Here is a 21,340-nt window from a genome sequence, read left to right on the forward strand (position 1 = left end):
TCTCCTCGTGGGTCGTCGGGTGGAGAGGGGTCAGCTGGCGGGTGCGGCGTCAGCCGTGCGGGCCGGGTGCGAGGCCCCGTCGATCGCCGACTGGACCATCGCACCGAGCCGCTCCGAGACGATACCGAGCACCGCCCCGGCGACCACCGCGACCAGCACCCCCGACAGGTCGAAGCCGGTGCCGAAGAAGACCGCGGTGCCTGCGAAGCCTCCGGGGATGAACGACAGAAGCGGGAGTGCCGCCTCGATGCACAGGACGAACCCGACGACGGTCACCATCAGCGCCAGCGCGAGCGTCGAGGCGCTGATCGTCTCGAGGCCCTGGCTGATCGCCCAGCCCCAGAAGATCCCGGCGAGGTTGGCGGCGAGGCCCTTGGCCAGGCCGGTGGTGCCTCCGCCGGCAGCGAAGAAGCAGGCCCAGGCCACGAAGGCGACCCAGGTGATGAGCGTCAGCTCGACGCTGGCGAAGGTCCAGACGCCGGCGAGCACGCCGACCGAGATGCCGATGCCCAGCAGGGGCTTCACAGTGTTCATGGGTGGGGCTCCTTCTAGGGAGTGAGGATCGCGCGGCCGCGGACGCGTCCGGCGTCGAGGTCGGCGATGGCGGTCTGGAAGTCGTCGAGGGCGTACTTCTGGGTGTGGAGCGTGACCGCGCCGCGGGCGGCGAGGGCCATGAGGTCGCACAGGTCGTTGTAGGAGCCGACGAGGTTGCCGATGATGTTCTTCTCGGCAGAGATGAGATCGATGGTGGGGACGTCGATGTTCTCGCCGTAGCCGACGACGTGGTAGTCACCGGCCTGGCGGGTCATCGCGAGGCCCTCAGCGGTCGAGCCGCCCTCGCCGACGAAGTCGATGACGACCTCGGCGCCGAGGCCGCGGGTGATCTCGAGGACCTCCTCGACCTGCTTGCCCTCGGCGACGACACCGTGGTCGGCGCCGATCGAGAGGGCGAGCTTGAGGGCATCGGGGTTGCGGTCCACGACGACCAGCTTCGCCGGGGAGAGCGCCTTCATCACCTGGATCCCGATGTGGCCCAGGCCGCCGGCGCCGATCACGACGCAGGTGTCGCGCGGCGTCAGCCGGCGGGCCGCCTTGGCCGCCGCGTGGTAGGCCGTGAGGCCGGCGTCGGCCAGTGCGGCTACGTCGGCGGGCTCCAGCGAGTCGTCGATGGGTACGACGCTGCGCGCCGACGTCTTGAGGTACTCGGCGTACCCGCCGTCGGCGTTGATCCCGGGGAACTGGTTGTTCTCGCAGTGCACGTCGTCGCCGGTGCGGCACGCACGGCACAACCCGCAGGTGATGAGCGGGTGCACGATCACCTTGTCGCCCTCGCGGACGTTGGTCACCGCCGACCCGACCGCGTGCACCCAGCCGGCGTTCTCGTGACCGATCGTGTAGGGCAGCGTGACGCCGGACTTCTCCTCCCACTGCCCCTCGAGGATGTGGAGGTCGGTGCGGCACACGCCGGCGCCACCGATCCGGACGATCACGTCGAAGGGTCCCGTGGCCTCGGGCACGTCGACCTCGTGCATCTCGAGGTCCTGGTGGTACCCGACGACCTGGACGGCTCGCATCTTCGTGCTCATGGGGTGGGCTCCTTCGTGGGTCCGGACAGCAGTGCGGTGAGGGGGATGAACGTGGGGTCGGACGGCTCCTCGCCGTCGACACGGCGGGTCTGGTCGTCCTCGGAGCCGGGGTAGCGGGTGCGGAGCAGTCCTCGGCAGAAGTGCGCGTTGCCGTCGATCGAGATGCGGGTGGACCGCGCCCGTCGCAGCGCCAGGGGGACCTGGTCGGGCTCGTAGCCGACACCGTGCTCGTCGACCAGGACCGGTGCCGACGGGTGGCAGCCGAGCCCGAGGGTCGTCCGGCGCCTCAGCAGCGAGTCCTTCTCCGGCCCGGCGGGCAGGTCGCCCAGCACGACCCGCCCGAGCGCCGACTCCTCCAACGTCGCGTCGGCGCGCAGCAGCGCGGTCAGGCACCGCTCCATCGCGGCGGTGTGGGCCTTCACCTGGAAGGTCCGGCGCAGGCCGTCGAGGCTGTCCTCCGCCTCGTGGCGGAACGTGCCCCTGTAGCCCGCGTCAGTGGCCAGGCCGTGGTTGATGATCGCGGAGTCATGGTGGTCGTCCAGCTCCACCACCACCCGGCCGACGCCCGGGAGCGCGCGCAGCGCGTCCTGGGAGTCCGAAGCCATCAGGTAGGCGAAGTTCGGCGAGCAGAACGACGTCGGCAGGCGCAGGTGCACCTCGAGGTCGCGGCCGCCGATGTCGACCGACCGGACGAAGCCGAGGTCGGTGATCGGCTCGTCGAGCTCGGGGTCGAACACCACGTCGAGAGCCCGGCGTACGGCGTCCGGCGTCACCACCTGGGCCGGGGCCACGGCGAGGGTGGCCATCACACGCTCGCCAGGTCGGCGGCCTCGGGCTGGCGCGGACCGGTCTGGGTCTCGTCGGCCTCGGGCAGCCGGAGCTCGGCCGGCACCTCGATGTCATACATCTTGGCGGCGTTGAGGCCCAGGATCTTCTTCTTCTGGTCCGCGGTGATCGGGGCGTACTCGGTCATGTCCGCGGGGATCTGGAAGTCGACGAACTTCTCGATGAGCCACCTCGGCGTCCACAGCGCGTAGTCCGAGGAGAACTGGATGCGGTCCTCACCGATCCAGTAGAGGAGCTCGCCGATGATCTGCGCGAAGTAGCGCGGCCGCGTGTGGATGAACGGCATCGCCACCGCGAGGCCACCGTGCACGTTGGGCTCCTGCGTCGCGATCCAGCAGAAGTCCTCCAAGCGCGGCAGGCCGACGTGCTCGACGACGAAGTTGAGGTCGGTGAAGTCGGTCGCGACATGGTCCACGTCCGCGACGTCGAAGGCGTCCCGGTCGAGGGGACGGATCGTCGGGCCCTTGTGGATGTGGATGTTCGTGATGCCCAGCTCGCGGCACAGCTCGAAGTAGCGGTAGGCCATCGGGTCGTCGAGCTTCCAGCCGCGCGACTCGCCGTGCCACTCGGCGGTGTAGAGCTTCGCGCCCCTGAGCCCGAACCGCTCCGCGTCCGCCCGGAGCTCGTCCAGGCCGGCCTCGCCGTTGCGGGGGTCGAAGTTGTGGTTGTAGGTCAGCTTGTCCGGGTGCTTCGCGGCGAGCGCCGACGCCTCCTCGGTCTGCCCGAACCCACGGTGGTAGAACTCGCCGAGATGTGCCGGCTGGAAGATCGCGTGGTCGACGTAGCCGTCGGTGAACAGGTCCTTCATGAGCCGCTCGCCACCCTGGTAGGCGTAGTCCTCCATGGACCACACCTCGGACTCCGGCGAGAGGTTGCGGTGGTAGTCGTAGAAGCAGTCGATGAACTGCTGGCCCTGGACGTTCTTGATGTTCTCGGGCCGCGCGTCCCACAGGGCGACGTGGGCGTCGACGATGAAGTAGTTCTCGCCGTCCTTGCTGTACATGTGGTCCTCCGGTGCTGGCAGTCGAGTGACGGGGGTCACGTCCGGCTTTCGACGCTAGGCCGTCACACCGCCACCGGCGCCCGCGCCGACGTCTCACTTTGGGATCCGGGTTCGTCTCAATTTGGGACGCCACCGGGCCGCCCGGAACCCGCCCACGGATGTAACGTCGATCACATGACGAAGGGGGTGCGCCCCATGGCCGAGGCGGCCGTCCCTGAGCGCGCCCGGCGGCACCGGGAGCTCCAGCAGGCGCGGGTCGGCGGACCGGCGTCCCATGCGCCCGAGCGCCTGTCGAACCGCCTGGTCGCGTCCTGGCAGCGCAGCGAGGACTACGGCGTGCCGCTGGAGGGGATCGACCCGTCGTTCGTCGGCACCTTCGACAACGAGTCGCTGTTCTTCGAGTGCGGGCGCGAGGTGCTCAGCGGGCTGCACAGGACACTGACCAACGAGCCCGTCTCGCTCATGCTCACCGACGCCGACGGACTGGTGCTCAACCGGATGAGCGGCGACACGGCGCTGCTGCGGGCACTGGACGCGGTCCACCTCGCACCGGGGTTCGCCTACGCGGAGCGGACCGTCGGCACCAACGGCCTCGGGCTCGCCATCGCCGACCGCGTCCCTACGGTCGTCCGGGCCGAGGAGCACTACGCCCTCAACCTGACCACCTACACCTGCGCCGCCGTGCCGGTCCTCGATCCGCTGACCGGTCAGCTGGAGGGCTGCGTCAACCTCACGACCTGGTCCAGCCAGTCCAGCGACCTGCTGCTGGCCCTGGCCCAGTCGGCCGCGAGCAACACCTCGGCCCTGATGCTCGCACGGTCGCGCGGACATCGGCCCCGGCCGGCCCAGCGGGGCGAGGTGTTCCGGGTGGAGACCCCACGCCTTGAGCCCGGGTCGGGGACGCTCACCACGCTCGGCCCTGCCTGGACCGACGCGCTCGGGCAGGCGGGCGCCGCGATCGCCGCCGGTCGCATCGTCGCCGCCGTGGGCGAGGACGGCACCGGTCGGGCCACGCTCCTCGCCCAGGCACTGCGCCAGCAGTACCCCCGTGAACGGATCCTGGCGGCGTCACCGCCGGCGCCCCAGGACAGCGAGGCCTGGATCGGGCTCTGGACCCCCGAGCTCGGCAAGCCCGACACCGGCATCCTCGTGCGCGACGTCGACCGGCTGCCGGCCTGGGTGACCGAGCACATCCGCGACCTGGTGCTGCAGGCCAGGGTCCGCGCGTCCGGGGCCGAGGGCGTTCCGTTCTGCGTGACCGCGAGCCGCTTCGAGTCCATCCCTGCCGCCCTCGCCCCGCTCGTGGAGGCGGTGGTGGCCGTGCCGCCGCTGCGCGAGCGCGTGGAGGACGTGATGCCGATCGCCCACCACGTCGCTCGACGGGCACGTGGGCGCGACGTGACCATCACCGGCGCCGCCGAGACGGCCCTGCGCGGTTGCGGCTGGCCGGGCAACGTCCGCCAGCTCGTCGACGAGGTGACCCGTGCGGTCGGCCACGGCGACGTGCTCGACGTACGCCACCTGTCCGCCGACGTGCTCTCGGGCACCTCCCGTCGGCTGACCCGGATCGAGGCCTTCGAACGGGACGAGATCGTCCGGGTGCTCACCCGGCCCGGCATCTCGATGCAGGAGGCCGGCGAGGAGCTCGGGATGAGCCGGTCGACGGTCTACCGCAAGATCGCCCAGTACGACATCCACGTCCCGCGGGTCGGGGCCTGACGGCCTCCCCCGCCCTTCGGGAGGTGACCGCACCCCGAACCTCGCCCTAGCGTCGACGGGCGGGCGCAACACGGCGTCCGCCCACTTTCTTGGGAGCCTCCATGGCCAAGCGACCGAGCACGACGAACGACCAGCGCGGCGAGGGCGACGAGCTCCACCAGGGCGTCAAGCGTGGCGAGCGGATGACCACCGCGACCGGTGCGCCGCTCGGCGACGGCCAGAACTCGCTGAAGGTCGGCGAGCGCGGTCCCACGCTGCTCGAGGACTTCGCCTTCCGCGACAAGATGTTCCACTTCGACCACGAACGCATCCCGGAGCGGGTCGTGCACGCGCGCGGCTACAGCGCCCACGCGACGCTCGAGTGCCTCGACGCCATCCCCGACCTGACCCGGGCCGCGCCCTTCCAGCGCAAGGGGAAGAAGACCGAGGCGTTCGTCCGGTTCTCCACCGTCGCCGGCAACCTCGGCTCCCCCGACCTGGCCCGCGACGTGCGCGGCTTCGCGGTGAAGATGTACACCGAGGAGGGCAACTGGGACCTCGTCGGCAACAACATCCCGGTCTTCTTCATCCAGGACGCGATGAAGTTCCCCGACCTCGTGCACGCGGTCAAGGAGGAGCAGGACCGCGGCTGGCCGCAGGCCGCGTCGGCCCACGACACCTTCTGGGACTTCGTGTCCCTCATGCCGGAGTCGACCCACATGCTGATGTGGGCGATGAGCGACCGCGCCATCCCGCGCTCGTTCCGTTTCATGGAGGGCTTCGGCGTCCACACATACCGCTTCGTGAACGCCGACGGCGACGACACCTTCGTGAAGTTCCACTGGAAGCCGCGCCAGGGCCTGCAGTCGGTCGTGTGGAACGAGGCGCTCAAGATCAACGGCGCCGACCCCGACTTCCACCGGCGCGACCTGCACGCCGCGATTGACAGCGGCGACCTCCCCCAGTGGGACCTCGGCGTCCAGGTCTTCGACGAGGCGTTCGCCGACGAGCTCGACTTCGACGTGCTCGACGCGACCAAGATCATCCCCGAGGAGGTGCTGCCGGTGCGGATCATCGCGCGGCTCACCCTCGACCGGAACGTCGACAACATGTTCGCCGAGAACGAGCAGGTCGCCTTCGGCACCCACAACGTCATCCCGGGCATCGACTTCAGCAACGACCCGCTGCTCCAGGGCCGCAACTTCTCCTACCTCGACACGCAGCTCAAGCGGCTCGGTAGCACCAACTTCACCCAGCTGCCCGTCAACGCCCCGCGCTGCCCGGTCATGCACTTCCAGCGCGACGGGCACATGCAGACCGACCCGCAGATCGGACGCGGCACCTACGAGCCCAACTCGCTCGCCGGTGAGGACCGAGGTCCCCGCGCCGACGTGGTCCACGGCTACCAGAGCGTGGTGCGCGAGGAGGCCGGACCCACGCGACGGTTGCGGGCCGAGTCGTTCGCCGACCACTACAGCCAGGCCCGCCAGTTCTTCCTCAGCCAGACCGAGGTCGAGCAGGGCCACATCATCGACGCGTTCTCCTTCGAGCTCGCCAAGGTCGAGGACCCGAGGATCCGCACCCGGATGCTGGGCAACCTGCGCAACGTCCACGAGGATCTCGCGCAGGCCGTCGCCGACAAGCTCGCGATGCCGCTGCCCGAGGCCTCCGAGGCCGCGGTGCCGACGCGCACCGATCTGCCGGAGTCGCCCGCGCTGAGCATCCTGCGCAACGGGCCGGAGTCGTTCGCCGGACGCAAGCTCGGCGTGCTGGTGACCAACGGCAGTGACAAGGCCGTGGTCGCGGCGGTCACGTCAGCGTTCGAGGACGCGGGCGCGGTCGTGGAGCACATCGCCCCGGCGATCGGCCCCGTCAAGCTCAAGGGCGGCGGCACTCTGACGCCCGACCACGCGATCGACGGCGGTCCGTCGGTGCTCTTCGACGCCGTGGCTCTGCTGCCCTCGGCCGACGGCGCCGCCGACCTCGCCACGCGCGCCAGTGCGCAGGACTTCGTCAGCGACGCCTTCGCCCACCACAAGCTCGTCGGAGTGGGCGCCGACGCCGGCGCACTGCTCGCCGCGGCAGGCGTGGAGCCCGACGACGGCTTCCTCGACCTGGCCTCGAGCGATGACGCCAAGGTGTTCGTCGCGCGGTGCGCCTCTCTGCGCCACTGGGAGCGTGCCGTCCGTGCCTGACCGCGGGCCCGTCCTGCTCGGCGAGCCGAGCGATGACGAGCAGGACGAGCTCGCGGACCTCGTCGACCGCGCGGTCGAGGCCGGCGGCGACGTGACCGCAGCGCTCGAGCTCGCCCGGGTGGTCGGTGCGCAGCTGCCCGTCCCGGGTGGCGGCCGCACCGCCCACCTCTGGTCGGCGCTGGCGAGCGTCGCGGCCGTCGACCTCACGGTGGCCCGCACGCTCGAGCCGCACCTCGACGCGCTCGCGATCCTCGACCAGGCGGGTCACACCCCCGAGCCCGGCACGTGGGGCGTCTTCGCGGCCGAGGGCCCCGGCGAGCCGCTGCGGGCGGAGGCTCGCGGCGACCATCACGTCCTCGACGGCCGCAAGCACTGGTGCTCCCTCGGCGCGGCGCTCGACCGCGCGCTGGTCAGCGCATGGGTGGGCGAGCGGCGCCAGCTCTTCGCCGTCGACCTGACCCAGCCGGGCGCCACCGCCGTCGCCGGGACCTGGGTCGCCCGCGGTCTCACCGCCGTCGACTCCGGTCCGATCGACTTCGCGAGCGCCACGGCGCATGCCGTGGGCGAGCCGGAGTGGTACCTCGAGCGGCCGGGCTTCGCCTGGGGTGGCATCGGGGTGGCCGCGGTCTGGTTCGGCGGTGCCGTCGGCATCGCGCGGCGGATGGTGCGGGCAGCCGGCACGCGGCTGCCCGACCAGGTGGCGCTGGTCCACCTCGGCGCGGTCGACGCCGCGCTGCACTCGGCGGGCAGCGTGCTGGCCCGGGCGGCGTACGACGTCGATGCCGGCCGGCTGAGCGGTGCCGACGGGTGGCGCGCGGCGCTGCGGGTGCGCGAGGTCGTCGCGCTCGCCGCGGAGGACGTGCTGTCCCGGGCTGCCCACGGGCTGGGTCCCGGGCCGCTGGCGACCGACGAGGACCACGCCCGGCGGGTCGCGGACCTCGGGCTCTACCTACGCCAGTGGCACGCCGAGCGCGACCAGGCCGCCCTGGGCGAGCAGCTGCTCCAGCACGGCGCGCGCGGCTGGTGACGGGCGTGGACCACGACGCGCTGGACCGGGTGCACCGCGACAGTGACGACCCGTGGGACGTCGACTCCTCCTACGAGCGGCGCAAGCGCGCGCTCACCCTCGCCGCCCTGCCGCGCGAGCACTACGGCCGGGCCCTCGAGGTCGGGTGCTCGGTCGGCGCGCTGGCCGTCGACCTGGCCACCCGGTGCGACCACCTCCTCGCCCTCGACGCCAGCCCGGCGGCGATCGACCTCGCCCGGCGGCGTACGGCCGAGGTCGAGCACGTCGACGTGCGCCTGGCGCGGATCCCGGCCGAGTGGCCCGACGGCCGCTTCGACCTCGTGTCGATCTCGGAGGTCGGCTACTTCCTCGCGCCGGAGGAGCTCGCCGAGGTGGTGGTGCGCGTGCGCGACGCGCTCACCGACGACGGGCACCTGCTGCTGTGCCACTGGCGCCACGCGATCGTCGGGTGGCCCCTCGACGGGGCGGACGTGCACGACGCCTTCCTCGCCGCGGGCGCGCAGGTGCTGGTCGAGCACCGCGAGCCGGACTTCCTGCTGCACGTGCTCGCGCGCTGGCCCTAGGCTGGCGCCGATCCCCATGACCTCTCCCCCTCGTCGCCTCCTGCTCGTCGTCGACGCGCCGTCACTGCTGCACCGCAACCACCACGCGCGGGCGCACACGCAGCTCCGCGACCGGCAGGGACGACCGATCTGGGCGCTCCACGGGATGTTGCGGCAGATCCTCGAGTCCATCGACACCATCGCGCCCGACGCCGTGGTCTTCGGCCTCGACGACCGCACGGGATCCGTGCGCCGCGACCTCTACCCCGACTACAAGGCGGGTCGCGCGGTGAAGGACGACGAGCTCGTCGACCAGCTCGAGCGGGCCGCGGCCCTGCTGGAGGCCCTCGGGCTCCACACGATCACCCCGCCGGGCCTCGAGGCCGACGACGTCAACGCGTCCGGAGCGACGTGGGCCGAGGCCAACGGCTGGGACTGCGTGATCATCACGTCCGACCGCGACGCCTTCGCCCACATCAGCCCGCACACGCAGGTGCTGCGGCTCATCGACGGCGGCATCCACGGCTCGCCGATGCTCAACCCGGCGCGGCTCTTCAACATGTACGGCGTCCGCGCGACGAACTACCTCGCCTTCGCCGCGATGCGCGGGGACTCCAGCGACAACCTCCCCGGCGTGCAGGGCATCGGGGAGAAGACGGCCGCGATCCTGCTCGACGTGGCCGGCTCGATGGACGCCGTCTGGGCCGACATCGACCACAACGGCGGCGAGGCGCTGCTCGGGGCGTTCGAGGACTGGGCCTCCGAGACGGGCGGTCGCCGCATCGGCCCGACCGTCGTACGACGCCTGCAGGCGGACGGTGCCCGCGAGCGCTACGAGTTCAACGTGACGATGATGTCGGGCCGCCACGACCTCGACCTCGGGCTGACCCCGGACGTGCCGGGATCGCGAGGGCTGCTGCCGCTCGACGTCGAGCGGGTGACCAACGTGGTGCGCTTCCTCGACAACGACTTCACGACCGACTTCGCGGTGCGGGTGCTCACGAGCCTTCCGGCATCGCGCTGAGACGGGCGCGCAGCTCGGCCACCTCGTCCTCGAGCTCCAGGACCCGCGCGACGCCCGCCAGGTTGAGACCGTCGGCGAGGAGGTCGCGGATCCGCTCGAGCCGGTCCACGTCGTCGGGGCTGTAGAGCCGGGTGCCGCCGTCGGTGCGGTCGGGCGTCAGGAGCCCACGCCGCTCGTAGACGCGCAGGTTCTGGATCTCCATCGAGACCATCGATGCGGCCACCGAGATGGCGTACACGCCGACGGTCGACATTTCTCGCTCCACGGTCTTGATTCTGCCTGCTGGGTTGACTATAAGAAACCTGTAACCACAAATACAGGTCGTGGACCAGCCCCGGTCCACCCGGCTGAACCAGGAGGAGACGATGTTGCTTCGAACCACCGACCCGTTCCGTGATCTCGACCGCCTCACCCAGCAGCTGATGGGCACGACCAACCGTCCCGCGGTGATGCCGATGGACGCGTGGCGTGAAGGTGACCGCTTCGTCATCGAGTTCGACCTGCCGGGCGTCAGCGCCGACAGCATCGACCTCGACGTCGAGCGCAACGTCCTGACCGTGCGCGCCGAGCGCGTGGCCCGCAACGGCGACTGGGAGCCGCTGGCGTCCGAGCGTCCGCGTGGCGCCTTCAGCCGCCAGCTCGTGCTGGGCGACAACCTCGACCTCGAGCGGATCGAGGCGGGCTACACCGACGGCGTCCTGCGGCTCGTCGTGCCGGTCGCCGAGAAGGCGAAGCCCCGCAAGATCGAGATCAGCCAGTCGAGCGGCAGCGGCCAGCACGCCCAGCTGAACGCCTGACCCGCCTGGTCGTGGGGTCGCCGCCCTTGCGCAGTGTGCGGCGGCCCCACGACTCAACCCTCGAGCGACGGATCCGCCTGCTGGTGGAGATCCACCCGCATCAACCGGGCCGCCAGGTCCACCGCGGGACCGAGGAGGAAGATCACCGCGAGCGTGCCCACGCCGATCGTCGCGCCGAGCAGCCAGCCGCCCAGCGCTCCCCCGCCCTGCACCACGCTGTAGCTCCACTTGAACGCCACCGGCGGGTCCCACGCGAGCGCCGCGGCCTCCGCCGGTCCAGCGCCGGTGTGGCTTCCGAGGTAGAGCGCGATGCCCACCGCGAGCACCGGGAACGCCGCCGCCAGCAGGACGCCCCGCCAGAGCAGGCTGTCGGGAGTGGCCATCAGTCCGAGGGCGACGTCGACCACCACTCCGACGAGCACCACCTGCACGACCGTGCCGACTCCCGGGATGACCTTGCGCAGCATCGCCAGAGCCACCAGCACGGCCCCGACGATCGCGTTGGCGATCCAGAACTCCATCCCCGAGGTCAGCGAGATCCCGTTGACGAAGGTCGAGTAGCCGTCCGAGCCGAGGTCCGCGGCGAGCAGCATCGCCACGCCCGTCCCCAGGATGACGCAGCCGATGAGGAGCATCGCCGTACGGCGCGGGCTGGGGATCACGGCGCCAGCATCTCAGCCCTGACGCGCCGCTGGTCGCGGAGGTCGGAGAGGTCGCGCAACGACCGTCACGAGACCCAGGCACGAACATCGTGGAAACTTCGAGTCGCGTGCTGACGCGGATCTTCCACGATCTCGGGAGCCCGTCGTAGGTTGGCGGGCACCCCACTCTCGGAAGGCACCCACCCATGCGCCCCACCCGCCTGACCCTGGCCGCCACCGCGGCAGCCCTCGCCGTCGCCGCCCTCGCGGCGCCCGCCGTCACCTCGGCGGCCAACGCCGGACCGGCCGCACAGAAGGTGGCGAAGAAGGACACCAAGCCCGCGGGCCTCCGGATCGCGACCTTCAACGCTTCGCTCAACCGCAACAACGCCGGCGACCTGGTCAGCGACCTGTCGACGCCCGCCAACGCGCAGGCCTCGGCGATCGCCGAGACGATCCAGCGCACGAACCCCGACGTCGTCCTCATCAACGAGTTCGACTACGTCGAGGGCGGCCGGGCGGCCGAGCTGTTCCGCGACAACTACCTCGCGGTGGGCCACAACGGCGCCGCCCCGGTCGACTACCCCTACTACTTCACCGCGCCCGTCAACACCGGCGTGCCCAGTGGCTTCGACCTCAACAACAACGGCGTCGTGGCCGGCGGCGACGACGCCTTCGGCTTCGGCCTGTTCCCCGGCCAGTACGGCATGGTCGTCTACTCGAAGTACCCGATCGCGACCGACGACGTACGCACCTTCCAGCACTTCCTCTGGAAGGACATGCCGGGCGCCCTGCTGCCCGACGACCCCGCCACCCCGGCGGCGGCCGACTGGTACTCCCCCGCCGAGCTCGACGTCTTCCGCCTCTCGTCGAAGTCCCACTGGGACGTCCCGATCAGGGTGCCCGGACGCAGGCCCGTGCACTTCCTCGTCTCGCACCCGACGCCGCCCACCTTCGACGGCACCGAGGACCGCAACGGCACACGCAACCACGACGAGATCCGCTTCTGGGCCGACTACGTCAGCGGTGGTGCGCAGGCGTCGTACATCTATGACGACGCGGGCGAGCGCGGCGGGCTCGGCCGCGGCCAGGACTTCGTGATCGCCGGCGACCAGAACGCCGACCCGTTCGACGGCGACTCGGTGGACCGCGCGATCCAGCAGCTGCTCGAGCACCCGCGCATCCAGGACCCGCACCCGACGTCGGCCGGCGCCGTGGAGGCGACCCAGCGCGACCAGGGCGCCAACCTCACCCACACCGGTCCGGCCGCGGAGGACACCGCCGACTTCGCCGACACCGCACCCGGCAACCTGCGCGTCGACTACGTCCTACCCAGTGAGCGCCTTGCGATCCTCGGGTCGGGCGTCTACTGGCTCACGTCCACGGACCCGCTGTTCCCGCGCCTCACCGGCACGTTCCCGTTCCCGACGAGCGACCACCGCATGGTGTGGCTCGACGTACGACTGCGCTGACGTCGCGGAGGGGTAGGCCGACGTTCACCTGACGTCAACCTGCCGGCCCCTCGCCCGGCGAACTCCGGGACAAGGGTCGGGGCATGACCCCACGCCTCGACCTCCCCCTGCTCCCGATGTCCGGCAAGACCCACGGCAACCGGAGCGCGGTCACCTGCCACCTGCGCTGCGGCGACGCCTGCTCGATCGCCGCACCCAACACCACCGAGACGTCGTACTTCCGCGACGTCGCCGCCACCGCGCTCAAGCGGCGCACGGTGGTCGGCACCGGCGTGACCGTCGCTGCGCTGACCGCGCTCGCGTCCGCCCCGGCTGCCGCCAACCCGACCGGCGCCGCACCCGGCCGGCCCCGCCAGCTGCCGTTCACGCCCATCGCCCCGCAGGCGCGCACCCTCGACGCGGTGACCGTCCCCGCCGGCTACCGCTGGGACGCGATCCTCCGGTGGGGTGACCCGATCCTTGCCGGAGCTCCGGCATTCGACCCCGCCGCGCAGACGCCCGAGGCGCAGGCCGGCCAGTTCGGCTACAACAACGACTACCTCGACATCATCGAGACCAACCGCGCCGGCACCACTGCGCTGCTCGTGTGCAACCACGAGTACACCAACGAGAACATCATGTTCCCGCCCGGCACCGCCGCCGAGACCGTCGTCCGCACGGCCTGGGCCGCCCACGGGATGTCCGTCGTCGAGCTGACCCGCCGCAAGCGCGGGGACGTGTGGACGTACGTCCCCGGTGCCCGCCTCAACCGCCGGATCACCCTCGACACGATCTTCACCGTCGACGGTCCCGCGGCCGGCTCCGACCTGCTGAAGACCAAGGCCGACCCGACCGGGCGCACCGTGCGCGGCACGATGAACAACTGCGCCGGCGGTACGACCCCGTGGGGCACGGTGCTGTCGGGCGAGGAGAACTTCAACCAGTACTTCCTCGCCACCGGCACGGAGCGCACGGAGTCGCGCTACGGCCTCTCCCCCACCCAGGACTCGCGCAGGTGGCGCGACTTCGACCCGCGGTGGAACGCCACGAGCGCGGACTACAAGAACGAGCCCAACCGTTTCGGCTGGATCGTCGAGGTCGGCCCGACCGACCCGACGTCGACCCCGGTGAAGCACACCGCGATGGGCCGCTTCAAGCACGAGGGCGCCAACGTCATCGTCAACAGCGACGGCCACGTCGTGGCCTACATGGGCGACGACGAGCGCTTCGACTACGTCTACCGGTTCGTCTCCCGCGACACCATGCGCCCCGGGAACAGCCCGAAGGCGCGCCAGCACAACCTGACGCTCCTCAGCGAGGGCGACCTCTCCGTCGCTCGCTTCACCGGCGACGGGCTCGCGGACGGCGTCAGCGACGGCACCGGCGAGTGGATCCCGCTGACCCGCGGCGGTGCGTCGATGGTCCCGGGCTTCACGATCGAGGAGGTCCTGGTGTTCACGCGCCTCGCCGCCGACGCCGTGCAGCCCACGAAGATGGACCGCCCCGAGGACGTCGAGCCGAGCCTGCGCAGCGGCCGGATCTACGTCGCCTGCACCAACAACACCAGCCGCCAGGCGGCGCAGGTCGACGAGGCCAACCCCCGACCGCTGAACAAGGACGGCCACGTCGTCGAGATGATCCCGACGAACGGCGACCACACCGCCAACACCTTCGCCTGGAACCTCATCCTCATCTGCGGCAACGAGCAGAGCGCCGGTCGCTACTTCGGTGGCTGGACCGGTCCGGTCTCCCCGATCTCCTGCCCCGACAACGTCGCCTTCGACAGCGAGGGCAACCTGTGGGTGTCGACGGACGGCCAGCCCGCCGCCATCGGCCTCAACGACGGGCTGTTCAAGGTGCCGGTGGACGGTCCCGAGCGCGGCCACGTCCAGCAGTTCCTGGCGGTCCCGTCCGGCGCAGAGACCTGCGGTCCGGTGATCCGCGACCTCGAGGGCTCGGTGTTCGTCGCCGTGCAGCACCCGGGCGAGGACGGCACCTACGCCGCCCCGCAGTCGCGGTTCCCCGACTACGTGCCCGCCGGCAGCAACGCAGCAGCCGGCCAGTTCGCCGGGCCGCGTCCGAGCGTCGTACAGGTGACGCGCAGCTGACGATCCCTACGATCGGCACATGACCCGACCCGTCGCCACCGCCTCTGCGGTGGCGGCGGGTTCGATCGCGCTCCTCGTCCTCGCCGTCGGCCAGGGCTGGCTCGGCCCCGACGTCGGCCGCGGCGCGAACTTCTGCGAGGCAGCCCGCGACGGCTTCGTCCGCCAGCCCGCCAACACCTTCTCCAACGCGGGCTTCGTCATCGCGGGACTGATGGTCGCGCGCCGCGCGGGGCGGCTCCCCGACGGTGCCGTCATGTCGCAGACCGTCGCCACGTTCTTCGCCTGCGTCGTCGTGCTGCTCGGCCCCGGGTCCGCGGCCATGCACGCCACGCAGAGCGAGTGGGGCGGTCACCTCGACATGCTGAGCATGTACCTCGTCGCCGGCTTTGCGGCTTCGTGGGCCTGGGTCCGCTGGACCCGTCGCGGCACCACCGCGTTCGTCACGGCGTACGTCGCCTGCGTTGCGGCCTGCGAGCTCGTCGGCCTCTGGCCCGACCCGGTCCCCGTCGTGCACTACTCCGGCAACCTCGCCTTCGGCGTGCTGCTCGTCGCGGCCGTCGTGCTCGAGACGCGCCTCTGGCGGCGCGGCGAGGCCACGATCGTGTTCCGCCACGGCGTCGTCGCCCTCGTCGCGATGCTCGTCGCCTTCACGATCTGGCTGCTCACCAACGCCGGCTGGTGCGACCCGCACTCACTGCTGCAGGGGCACGCCGTGTGGCACCTGCTGTGCGCCGTCTCGGCCTACTGGCTCTTCCGGATGTACGCCTCGGAGCGCGTCCGGAGCTGAGCGGGTCAGACGTACTCCTTGGCCACGAAACGGCCATCGGGTGTGACCGGGTTGTCCTCGTTGATCGCGACGACGTTCTCACCGGGCTCCGGCAGCTGCTCGGGACGGTGGTCGAGGTGGACGCCTGCGATCATGCAGCGCACGGACCCGCCGGCGAGCTCGATCGAGGGGATGTCGACGGCGACGATCTCGCACGACTCCTCGATCGCGGCCAGCTGGTCGGGGCGCAGCGACGCCCTGGCCCGGGCCGACATGGCCATCACGTAGCGGCGCTTGCCCTCCGGCGTACGACCGCAGAGCTCGACGGCGTTGCCGGCGAACTCGCGAATCTGCTCCTCGGTCAGCTCGACGATGGTGCGACCGGTGACGGCGAGGCGCTCGCGCACCTGCTCGCGGCGGACCTCGTCGGGGATCATCCCGAGGGCGATCATGGCGACGTCGGTGCCGACGCAGGCGATGACGTTGGTGTGGTAGACCGGCACGCCGTCGGAGTCGACCGCGTCAAAGGCCATCGGCTCGTAGTTGAAGTCGGTGCAGAAGCGCTCCAGCACGGCAACGTCGGCCCGGTGGCTGCGTGCGGTGTAGGCCACCCGCGAGATGTGGTCGAGCACCATCGCGCCGGTGCCCTCGAGGAAGATCCCGTCGGGCTCGAGGCCCGAGTAGTCAACGATCGCCTGGACGCGGTACTCCGACTTGAGCATCTCCAGCACGTCGTGACGGCGCTCGTGGCGGCGGTTGGAGGCATACATCGGGTAGACCGCGACGGTGCCGCCCGCGTGGGTGGAGAGCCAGTTGTTGGGGAACACGCTGTCGGGCCGCGTGTGGTCGTCGTCGTCGAAGACGTGGACGCGTACGCCGACCGCGCGCAGGGCCGCGGCAAGGGCGTCCATCTCCGCCAGCGCGTTGGCCGACGTCGCCTCGGCGGACTGGCCGGCGGGGGCGTCGGACTGGAACGCGTTGTCCGCGGCGGTCGCCGGGTTGGGGACGAAGCTGGTCGCGCGGACGAGGATGACCGCGGAGGGGGCCTGTGCACTCACGGGAGGACGATAGCGAGTGCCTCGGCCAGCAGTCCGGCCACCTCGGCGGGGTCCTGGTCCACGGCGGTGTCGTAGCAGGTCAGCTCGGTCACGACCCAGCCCGGCACCTCGGCGTCGTGCCACAGGCCGCACGGCACGATCCCGCGCTCCTCGGTGAAGGAGACGACCCGCTCGTTGACCTCGTCCTTGGTGCCTTCGGCATAGGCCAGGAAGGTCGCGATGTGCGGCACCTCGGGGTAGGTACGGATGCCGCGCTCGTGGAGCGCGGCCGCCAGGTCGATCGCCCACTGGCGGTAGTCGCCGAACCGCGTCAGGTGCTCGTCGAGCCCGATCAGGCCGCCGACGGCGGCGGTCGTCATCGAGAAGATCGTCCCGCCCAGCCGCTGGCGCCACGAGCGCAGCTCGCCGGCGAGGTCCTTGGGGCACACGACGAGCGCACCGCTCGAGCCGCCGAGGCCCTTGTAGAGCGAGACGTACATTGAGTCGAAGAGGTCGGCCGCCTCGGCCAGCTCCCGGCCCCAGTGGGGCACCGACTCCCAGATGCGGGCGCCGTCGGCGTGCAGCGGCACTCCGCGCTCGCGGGCCGCCGCGGACAGCTCCACCAGCTCGTCCCAGGTCGGCAGCAGGCAGCCGGCGTCGCGCAGCGGCAGCTCGACCATCGCTGCGCCGAGGCGGCCGCCGATCTTCGCCAGCGCACCAGCGGTGGGGGTCTCACGGCCGGTGGTGAGGTGCTCGAGCTCGAGGCCAAGCACCCGGCGCGGTCCGTCCTGCTCGTGGTGGAGCAGGTGCGAGAGGTCGGGCAGCGCGACCCGGCGCGAGCCGCTCCGGTCGCACCACGCTCGCAGGGTCGCCTGCTGGGCCATCACGCCGCTGGGGAACATCACCGCGGCAGGCTTGCCGAGGAGCTCGGCGACGCGGCCCTCGAGCTCGGCGACCGGCCCGCGGTCGCCGTACCTGTCCCACTCGGTCGCGTGCTCCTCGGCGTAGGCCGCGAGCTCGCGGAACATCTCCGCCGGGGACGACTGGGGTCGCCAGAAGATCGTGTCCGCGTCGGCCATCGCCGCCCGGAAGCGGTGGTGCAGGTCGCTCATCGGACCGCCCCGGTCAGGACTGGCGCTTGAACCAGTACGTCGTCTCCACGCCGGGAATGACCTGCACCAGCTCCCAGCCGTTCATGCCGAGGGAGGTCAGCAGGTCCTCCCACGACTCGGTGTCGGCGACGAGCGCCTCCGGGTCGGCGTTGTAGCCGCCGACCTCCACGTTGCCCTGGTCGTCGACGGTGATCTCGAGGTGTGCCCAAGCAGCCATGCGAGCGATCCTGCCATGCCCTTGCTCAACCCCCGAGCGGCCACTCCTCCATCACGTGGCACCGCCCCGACTCCCACCACGCGAGCTGGAGCCGGTCGAGCACCACGTCGGCCGGCACGACGTCGCGCAGCAGCCCGGCGGTCGTCGCCAGGCTGACGGTGGCGGAGGCGGCGTCGACGGTGAGGTGGGGCTGCACGTCGTCGCCGAACTCGCCGCCGTACGGCTGGTGCGCGGGGAAGGCGGCGACCAGTCGCGCGGTGAGGTCGCGGAGCTCGTCGGCGGGCTCGGGGACGAGATGGATGATCCCGTTGGGGAACTGGGCCAATCGCTGGAGCCTGGTGCGGACCTTTCCCGTCGTGGCCGCGATGTCCGCGATCGTGCTCAGCGCCGCCTCCGACGGATCCGGGGCGAACGGCCCGAGGGCCGTGATGTGCGCGTGCCCGAACCGCGGGTCGCTCGACACGAACCCCGCGTCGTAGTGGGCCGTCCTCGCCCGCACCCACTCCTCCAGCACCGGCACCGGCAGCTGCAGGACGGAGTGGCCGGGCACCCTGTCAGCCTGCCCTAGGCTGGCGCCGCCATGGACCGCACCCCGATCTCACCGCCCTCCCCCGCCGTCCTCGCCCTCGCGCGCGAGCGGCTCGCGGGCCTCGCCACGCCGCCCGGCGCCCTCGGCCGGATCGGCGAGCTCGGCGCCTGGCTGGCCGCGTGCCAGGGCTCGGTGCCGCCGCGTCCGCTGACCGGCGTACGCCTCGCGGTGTTCGCCGGTGACCACGGCGTCGCTGCGCACGGCGTCTCGGCGTACCCGTCCGCCGTCACGGAAGCGATGGTCCGCACGATCGCCTCGGGGCGGGCAGGTGTCTCCGCGCTGGCTCGCGAGCACGGCGTCGCGGTCACCGTCCTCGACGTGGCCGTGGATGCCGACCTGTCGGACCTCCCGGCCGCGGTGACCGCGCGCAAGGTCCGTCGCGGGTCGGGCGCGATCCACGTCGAGGACGCCCTCACCGCGGACGAGACCGCGCAGGCCCTCGCGCTGGGCGCCTCGCTCGCCGGCGAGCTCGTCGACGACGGTGCCCAGCTGCTGATGACGGGCGACCTCGGCATCGGGAACACCACGCCGGCCGCAGCGCTCGTCGCCGCGTCGCTCGGGCTGCCCGCCGACGAGGTGACCGGTCGCGGCACCGGCATCGACGACGAGGGCTGGACCCGCAAGCGTGACGTGGTCGCTGCCGCGCTGGTGCGCGCGTCCGGGCGGACCGCCGACCCGGTCGACCTGCTCACGGCGCTCGGCAGCGCCGACCTGGCCGCGACCGTCGGCTTCCTCGTCGAGGCCTCCCGTCGTGGCACGCCGGTCGTGCTCGACGGTCTGATGTCGGTCGCCTGCGCCGTCGTCGCTGAGGCTCTCGCGCCGGGCGCCTCCGCCTGGTGGGTCGCCGGGCACCGCTCGACCGAACCCGCCCAGACGCACGCACTCAAGTCCCTCGGCCTCGAGCCGCTCCTCGACGCCGGCATGCGGCTCGGCGAGGGGTCCGGCGCGGTCGTCGCGCTGCCGCTCCTCCGCTCAGGGATCGCCGTGCTGCGTGACGTGGCGCTGCTCAGCGAGATCCTTCCCGAGTGACCCAGTGATCGCGCGCGACGCCTGGCTCCTCGCGACCGGCACCCTCACCGCCGTCCGGGTACCCCCGCCCTCCCGGGTCGACCGCCCGGTCGCGGGGCTGGCGATGGTGCTGGCACCGCTCGCCGTCCTGCCGCTCGGGATCGCAGCCGGCGCGCTCGCCCTCCTCGGCTCCTGGCTCGACCTGCCGCCTCTCGCTGTGGCGTACGTCGTCGTGCTGGCGCTCGCGCTCGGCACCCGCGCCTTCCACTGGGACGGACTCGCCGACACCGCCGACGGCCTGACCGCGTCCTACTCCGCCGAACGTTCGCTCGAGGTCATGCGCACCGGACCGGTCGGCCCGGCCGGCGTCGTCGCCGTCGTCCTGGTCGCAGGCCTCCAGGCCGCGGCGCTCGCGCCGGTCATCCGGCACGAGCACGGCTGGCTCGCCCTCGGCCTGCTCGTGTGCGCCTCGCGCGCCTGCCTGGCCCCGGCCTGCGTCCGCGGGGTTCCCGCCGCCCGCACCGACGGCCTCGGCGCCACCCACATCGGCTCGGTCCCGGTCGTCGGCGCGCTCGCCACCCTAGCGCTGGCAGTCGCCCTCGTCGCCGTGGCCGGCGCCGCCCTCGGCTCGGTGTGGCCGCCGCTCGCCGGCGTGGTGCTGATGGTGGCCGCAGTCGTCGCGCTGGTCTTCCGCTGCGTACGCCGCCTCGGCGGGATCACGGGCGACGTGCTCGGCGCAGCGGTCGAGGTCTCGTTCGCGGTGCTGGTCCTGGCCGCCGCGGCCACTCCCTAGGTGGTCGAGCAGCCCGCGAGGAACGAGCGGGCGTACCGAGACCTCAGGCGTCGTACTCCGCGTCGTGCGTCCGGGCGTCCGCTGCCTGCTCGTCGAGCGACTGGCGGTACGCAACACACCCGCGCATGAACCGCGGCCACGGCGGGACCGCGATGTCGGGGTCGGTCCGCTCGGGGAGGGTGTCCCAGAGGTCCGGGTGGTGCCAGCACAGGTCGTGCCCGGAGGTGTCCCGGTGTGCGCGGACGGCGGTGCGGAGCTTCACCACTTCCGCCGCCAGCTGGTCGCGGGTCATGTCGGCGAGGTCGTCGTCCATCGGTCCAGTGTGCGCCCGTCGGACGAGGTTCCGCCTCTGACAGGATCGGCGGCATGCGGATCCTGGTCACCGGCGGCGTCCGGTCCGGCAAGTCCACCCACGCCGAGGCCCTCCTCGGCGACGAGCCCGCCACCTACGTGGCGCCCGGACCCACCCCGGACGCCGAGGCCGACCCCGACTGGGCCGCTCGCATCACCGCCCACCTCGCCCGACGTCCGGCGTCGTGGTCGACGCTCGAGACGCGCGACGTGGCGACGGCACTCCGCGAGGCTGACCTGCCCATCCTCGTCGACTGCCTCGGCACCTGGCTGACCGCTCTGGTCGACGACGCAGGCGCGTGGGAGCAGGACAGCGACACCGTCCACCAGATGGTGGTCGCGCGCACCGACGAGGTCGTCGACGCCCTCCGCGCCTGCGACCACGACGTCGTCGTCGTCACCAACGAGGTCGGCCTCGGGATCGTCCCCGAGCACCGCTCCGGGCGGCTCTTCCGCGACCTCCTCGGCATCGTCAACCAGCGCGTGGCCGCGGCCTGCGACGAGGTGCACCTCGTCGTCGCCGGACGCGTGCTCCGACTGTGAGGAGAC

23 protein-coding genes are annotated in these 21,340 nt (G+C 71.9%); 12 read left to right on the forward strand and 11 right to left on the reverse strand.

Annotated features, from left to right (window positions below; all coding sequences use genetic code 11):
- Positions 1 to 30: 30 nt before the first annotated feature.
- From EUA06_RS20915 to EUA06_RS20930, 4 genes are read right to left on the reverse strand one after another with little or no spacing between them, the layout of a single operon-like run.
- Entirely contained in the window at positions 31 to 534 is a 504-nt protein-coding gene (locus EUA06_RS20915; RefSeq protein WP_129479408.1) for a DUF1097 domain-containing protein, read from the reverse strand.
- A gap of 14 nt (positions 535 to 548) precedes the next feature.
- On the reverse strand, positions 549 to 1,586 hold the full coding sequence (locus EUA06_RS20920; RefSeq protein ID WP_242498298.1) for an NAD(P)-dependent alcohol dehydrogenase: 1,038 nt from the start codon (positions 1,584 to 1,586) through the stop codon (positions 549 to 551).
- Positions 1,583 to 2,392 (reverse strand): iron-sulfur cluster assembly protein, encoded by an 810-nt coding sequence (locus tag EUA06_RS20925; protein ID WP_129479410.1) that lies wholly within the window; start codon positions 2,390 to 2,392, stop codon positions 1,583 to 1,585. Before EUA06_RS20925 ends, EUA06_RS20920 begins: the two co-directional genes overlap by 4 nt.
- Positions 2,392 to 3,435 carry an amidohydrolase family protein gene (locus EUA06_RS20930; RefSeq protein ID WP_129479412.1) on the reverse strand — a complete coding sequence of 348 codons (1,044 nt, stop codon included), beginning with the start codon at positions 3,433 to 3,435 and terminating at the stop codon, positions 2,392 to 2,394. Before EUA06_RS20930 ends, EUA06_RS20925 begins: the two co-directional genes overlap by 1 nt.
- 174 nt (positions 3,436 to 3,609) lie before the next feature.
- Between EUA06_RS20930 and EUA06_RS20935 the strand changes: the two genes are divergently transcribed.
- The 5 genes from EUA06_RS20935 to EUA06_RS20955 all read left to right on the forward strand — a co-directional run bounded on the left by EUA06_RS20935 (position 3,610) and on the right by EUA06_RS20955 (position 9,921).
- Positions 3,610 to 5,154, forward strand: a complete 1,545-nt coding sequence (locus EUA06_RS20935; protein ID WP_207208480.1) for an AAA-type ATPase lid domain-containing protein — start codon at positions 3,610 to 3,612, stop codon at positions 5,152 to 5,154.
- 101 nt (positions 5,155 to 5,255) lie between these two features.
- Positions 5,256 to 7,328 carry a catalase gene (locus EUA06_RS20940; RefSeq protein WP_207208481.1) on the forward strand — a complete coding sequence of 691 codons (2,073 nt, stop codon included), beginning with the start codon at positions 5,256 to 5,258 and terminating at the stop codon, positions 7,326 to 7,328.
- Positions 7,321 to 8,355, forward strand: coding sequence for an acyl-CoA/acyl-ACP dehydrogenase (locus tag EUA06_RS20945; RefSeq protein ID WP_129479414.1), 1,035 nt, complete (start codon positions 7,321 to 7,323; stop codon positions 8,353 to 8,355). Before EUA06_RS20940 ends, EUA06_RS20945 begins: the two co-directional genes overlap by 8 nt.
- Complete coding sequence (locus EUA06_RS20950; RefSeq protein WP_207208482.1) at positions 8,352 to 8,918, forward strand: class I SAM-dependent DNA methyltransferase; 567 nt, start codon at positions 8,352 to 8,354, stop codon at positions 8,916 to 8,918. Before EUA06_RS20945 ends, EUA06_RS20950 begins: the two co-directional genes overlap by 4 nt.
- A 16-nt stretch (positions 8,919 to 8,934) precedes the next feature.
- Positions 8,935 to 9,921 (forward strand): 5'-3' exonuclease, encoded by a 987-nt coding sequence (locus EUA06_RS20955; protein WP_129479417.1) that lies wholly within the window; start codon positions 8,935 to 8,937, stop codon positions 9,919 to 9,921.
- On the opposite strand, the gene EUA06_RS20960 is transcribed toward EUA06_RS20955, so the two are convergent.
- The gene (locus EUA06_RS20960; RefSeq protein ID WP_242498299.1) at positions 9,896 to 10,186 is read right to left on the reverse strand and encodes a MerR family transcriptional regulator; all 291 of its coding nucleotides are present in this window, start codon (positions 10,184 to 10,186) and stop codon (positions 9,896 to 9,898) included. The two genes, EUA06_RS20955 and EUA06_RS20960, sit on opposite strands and share 26 nt — an antisense overlap.
- Before the next feature lie 100 nt (positions 10,187 to 10,286).
- Between EUA06_RS20960 and EUA06_RS20965 the strand changes: the two genes are divergently transcribed.
- Positions 10,287 to 10,718, forward strand: a complete 432-nt coding sequence (locus EUA06_RS20965; RefSeq protein WP_129479419.1) for an Hsp20/alpha crystallin family protein — start codon at positions 10,287 to 10,289, stop codon at positions 10,716 to 10,718.
- Between the two features lie 53 nt (positions 10,719 to 10,771).
- Here the strand turns inward: EUA06_RS20965 and EUA06_RS20970 are convergent, their stop codons facing one another.
- Complete coding sequence (locus EUA06_RS20970; protein ID WP_129479420.1) at positions 10,772 to 11,380, reverse strand: DUF6198 family protein; 609 nt, start codon at positions 11,378 to 11,380, stop codon at positions 10,772 to 10,774.
- A 185-nt stretch (positions 11,381 to 11,565) separates the two neighbouring features.
- Here EUA06_RS20970 and EUA06_RS20975 point away from each other — a divergent pair, with 185 nt between their 5' ends.
- The 3 genes from EUA06_RS20975 to EUA06_RS20985 all read left to right on the forward strand — a co-directional run bounded on the left by EUA06_RS20975 (position 11,566) and on the right by EUA06_RS20985 (position 15,705).
- Complete coding sequence (locus tag EUA06_RS20975; protein ID WP_129479422.1) at positions 11,566 to 12,831, forward strand: endonuclease/exonuclease/phosphatase family protein; 1,266 nt, start codon at positions 11,566 to 11,568, stop codon at positions 12,829 to 12,831.
- A gap of 83 nt (positions 12,832 to 12,914) precedes the next feature.
- Complete coding sequence (locus tag EUA06_RS20980) at positions 12,915 to 14,918, forward strand: PhoX family protein (RefSeq protein ID WP_129479424.1); 2,004 nt, start codon at positions 12,915 to 12,917, stop codon at positions 14,916 to 14,918.
- A gap of 19 nt (positions 14,919 to 14,937) precedes the next feature.
- A complete protein-coding gene (locus EUA06_RS20985) occupies positions 14,938 to 15,705 on the forward strand; it encodes a ceramidase domain-containing protein (protein ID WP_242498300.1) in 768 nt (255 codons plus the stop codon).
- Between the two features lie 5 nt (positions 15,706 to 15,710).
- Here EUA06_RS20985 and ctlX read toward each other — a convergent pair whose 3' ends face one another.
- The 4 genes from ctlX to EUA06_RS21005 are packed head-to-tail and all read right to left on the reverse strand — an operon-like array spanning position 15,711 to position 18,600.
- Positions 15,711 to 16,742: a citrulline utilization hydrolase CtlX gene (gene ctlX / locus EUA06_RS20990; protein WP_129479426.1), complete on the reverse strand. Its 1,032-nt coding sequence runs from the start codon at positions 16,740 to 16,742 to the stop codon at positions 15,711 to 15,713.
- Complete coding sequence (locus EUA06_RS20995) at positions 16,739 to 17,833, reverse strand: threonine aldolase family protein (protein WP_129479428.1); 1,095 nt, start codon at positions 17,831 to 17,833, stop codon at positions 16,739 to 16,741. The genes ctlX and EUA06_RS20995 overlap by 4 nt, the downstream gene beginning before the upstream one ends.
- 13 nt (positions 17,834 to 17,846) lie before the next feature.
- Positions 17,847 to 18,050, reverse strand: a complete 204-nt coding sequence (locus tag EUA06_RS21000; RefSeq protein ID WP_129479430.1) for a hypothetical protein — start codon at positions 18,048 to 18,050, stop codon at positions 17,847 to 17,849.
- Between the two features lie 25 nt (positions 18,051 to 18,075).
- Entirely contained in the window at positions 18,076 to 18,600 is a 525-nt protein-coding gene (locus EUA06_RS21005; protein WP_129479432.1) for a 2'-5' RNA ligase family protein, read from the reverse strand.
- 30 nt (positions 18,601 to 18,630) lie between these two features.
- On the opposite strand from EUA06_RS21005, the gene cobT reads away from it, so the two are divergent.
- Entirely contained in the window at positions 18,631 to 19,668 is a 1,038-nt protein-coding gene (cobT, locus tag EUA06_RS21010; protein ID WP_129479434.1) for a nicotinate-nucleotide--dimethylbenzimidazole phosphoribosyltransferase, read from the forward strand.
- Between the two features lie 4 nt (positions 19,669 to 19,672).
- Positions 19,673 to 20,440 (forward strand): adenosylcobinamide-GDP ribazoletransferase, encoded by a 768-nt coding sequence (locus EUA06_RS21015; RefSeq protein WP_242498301.1) that lies wholly within the window; start codon positions 19,673 to 19,675, stop codon positions 20,438 to 20,440.
- Positions 20,441 to 20,483: 43 nt separating this feature from the next.
- On the opposite strand, the gene EUA06_RS21020 is transcribed toward EUA06_RS21015, so the two are convergent.
- Positions 20,484 to 20,753 carry a hypothetical protein gene (locus EUA06_RS21020; RefSeq protein ID WP_129479436.1) on the reverse strand — a complete coding sequence of 90 codons (270 nt, stop codon included), beginning with the start codon at positions 20,751 to 20,753 and terminating at the stop codon, positions 20,484 to 20,486.
- 53 nt (positions 20,754 to 20,806) lie between these two features.
- Between EUA06_RS21020 and EUA06_RS21025 the strand changes: the two genes are divergently transcribed.
- Positions 20,807 to 21,334, forward strand: a complete 528-nt coding sequence (locus EUA06_RS21025) for a bifunctional adenosylcobinamide kinase/adenosylcobinamide-phosphate guanylyltransferase (RefSeq protein ID WP_129479438.1) — start codon at positions 20,807 to 20,809, stop codon at positions 21,332 to 21,334.
- Positions 21,335 to 21,340: the final 6 nt, after the last annotated feature.

The organism is Nocardioides glacieisoli (genome assembly GCF_004137245.1).
In the GTDB taxonomy this organism is placed as follows: Bacteria; Actinomycetota; Actinomycetes; order Propionibacteriales; family Nocardioidaceae; genus Nocardioides; species Nocardioides glacieisoli.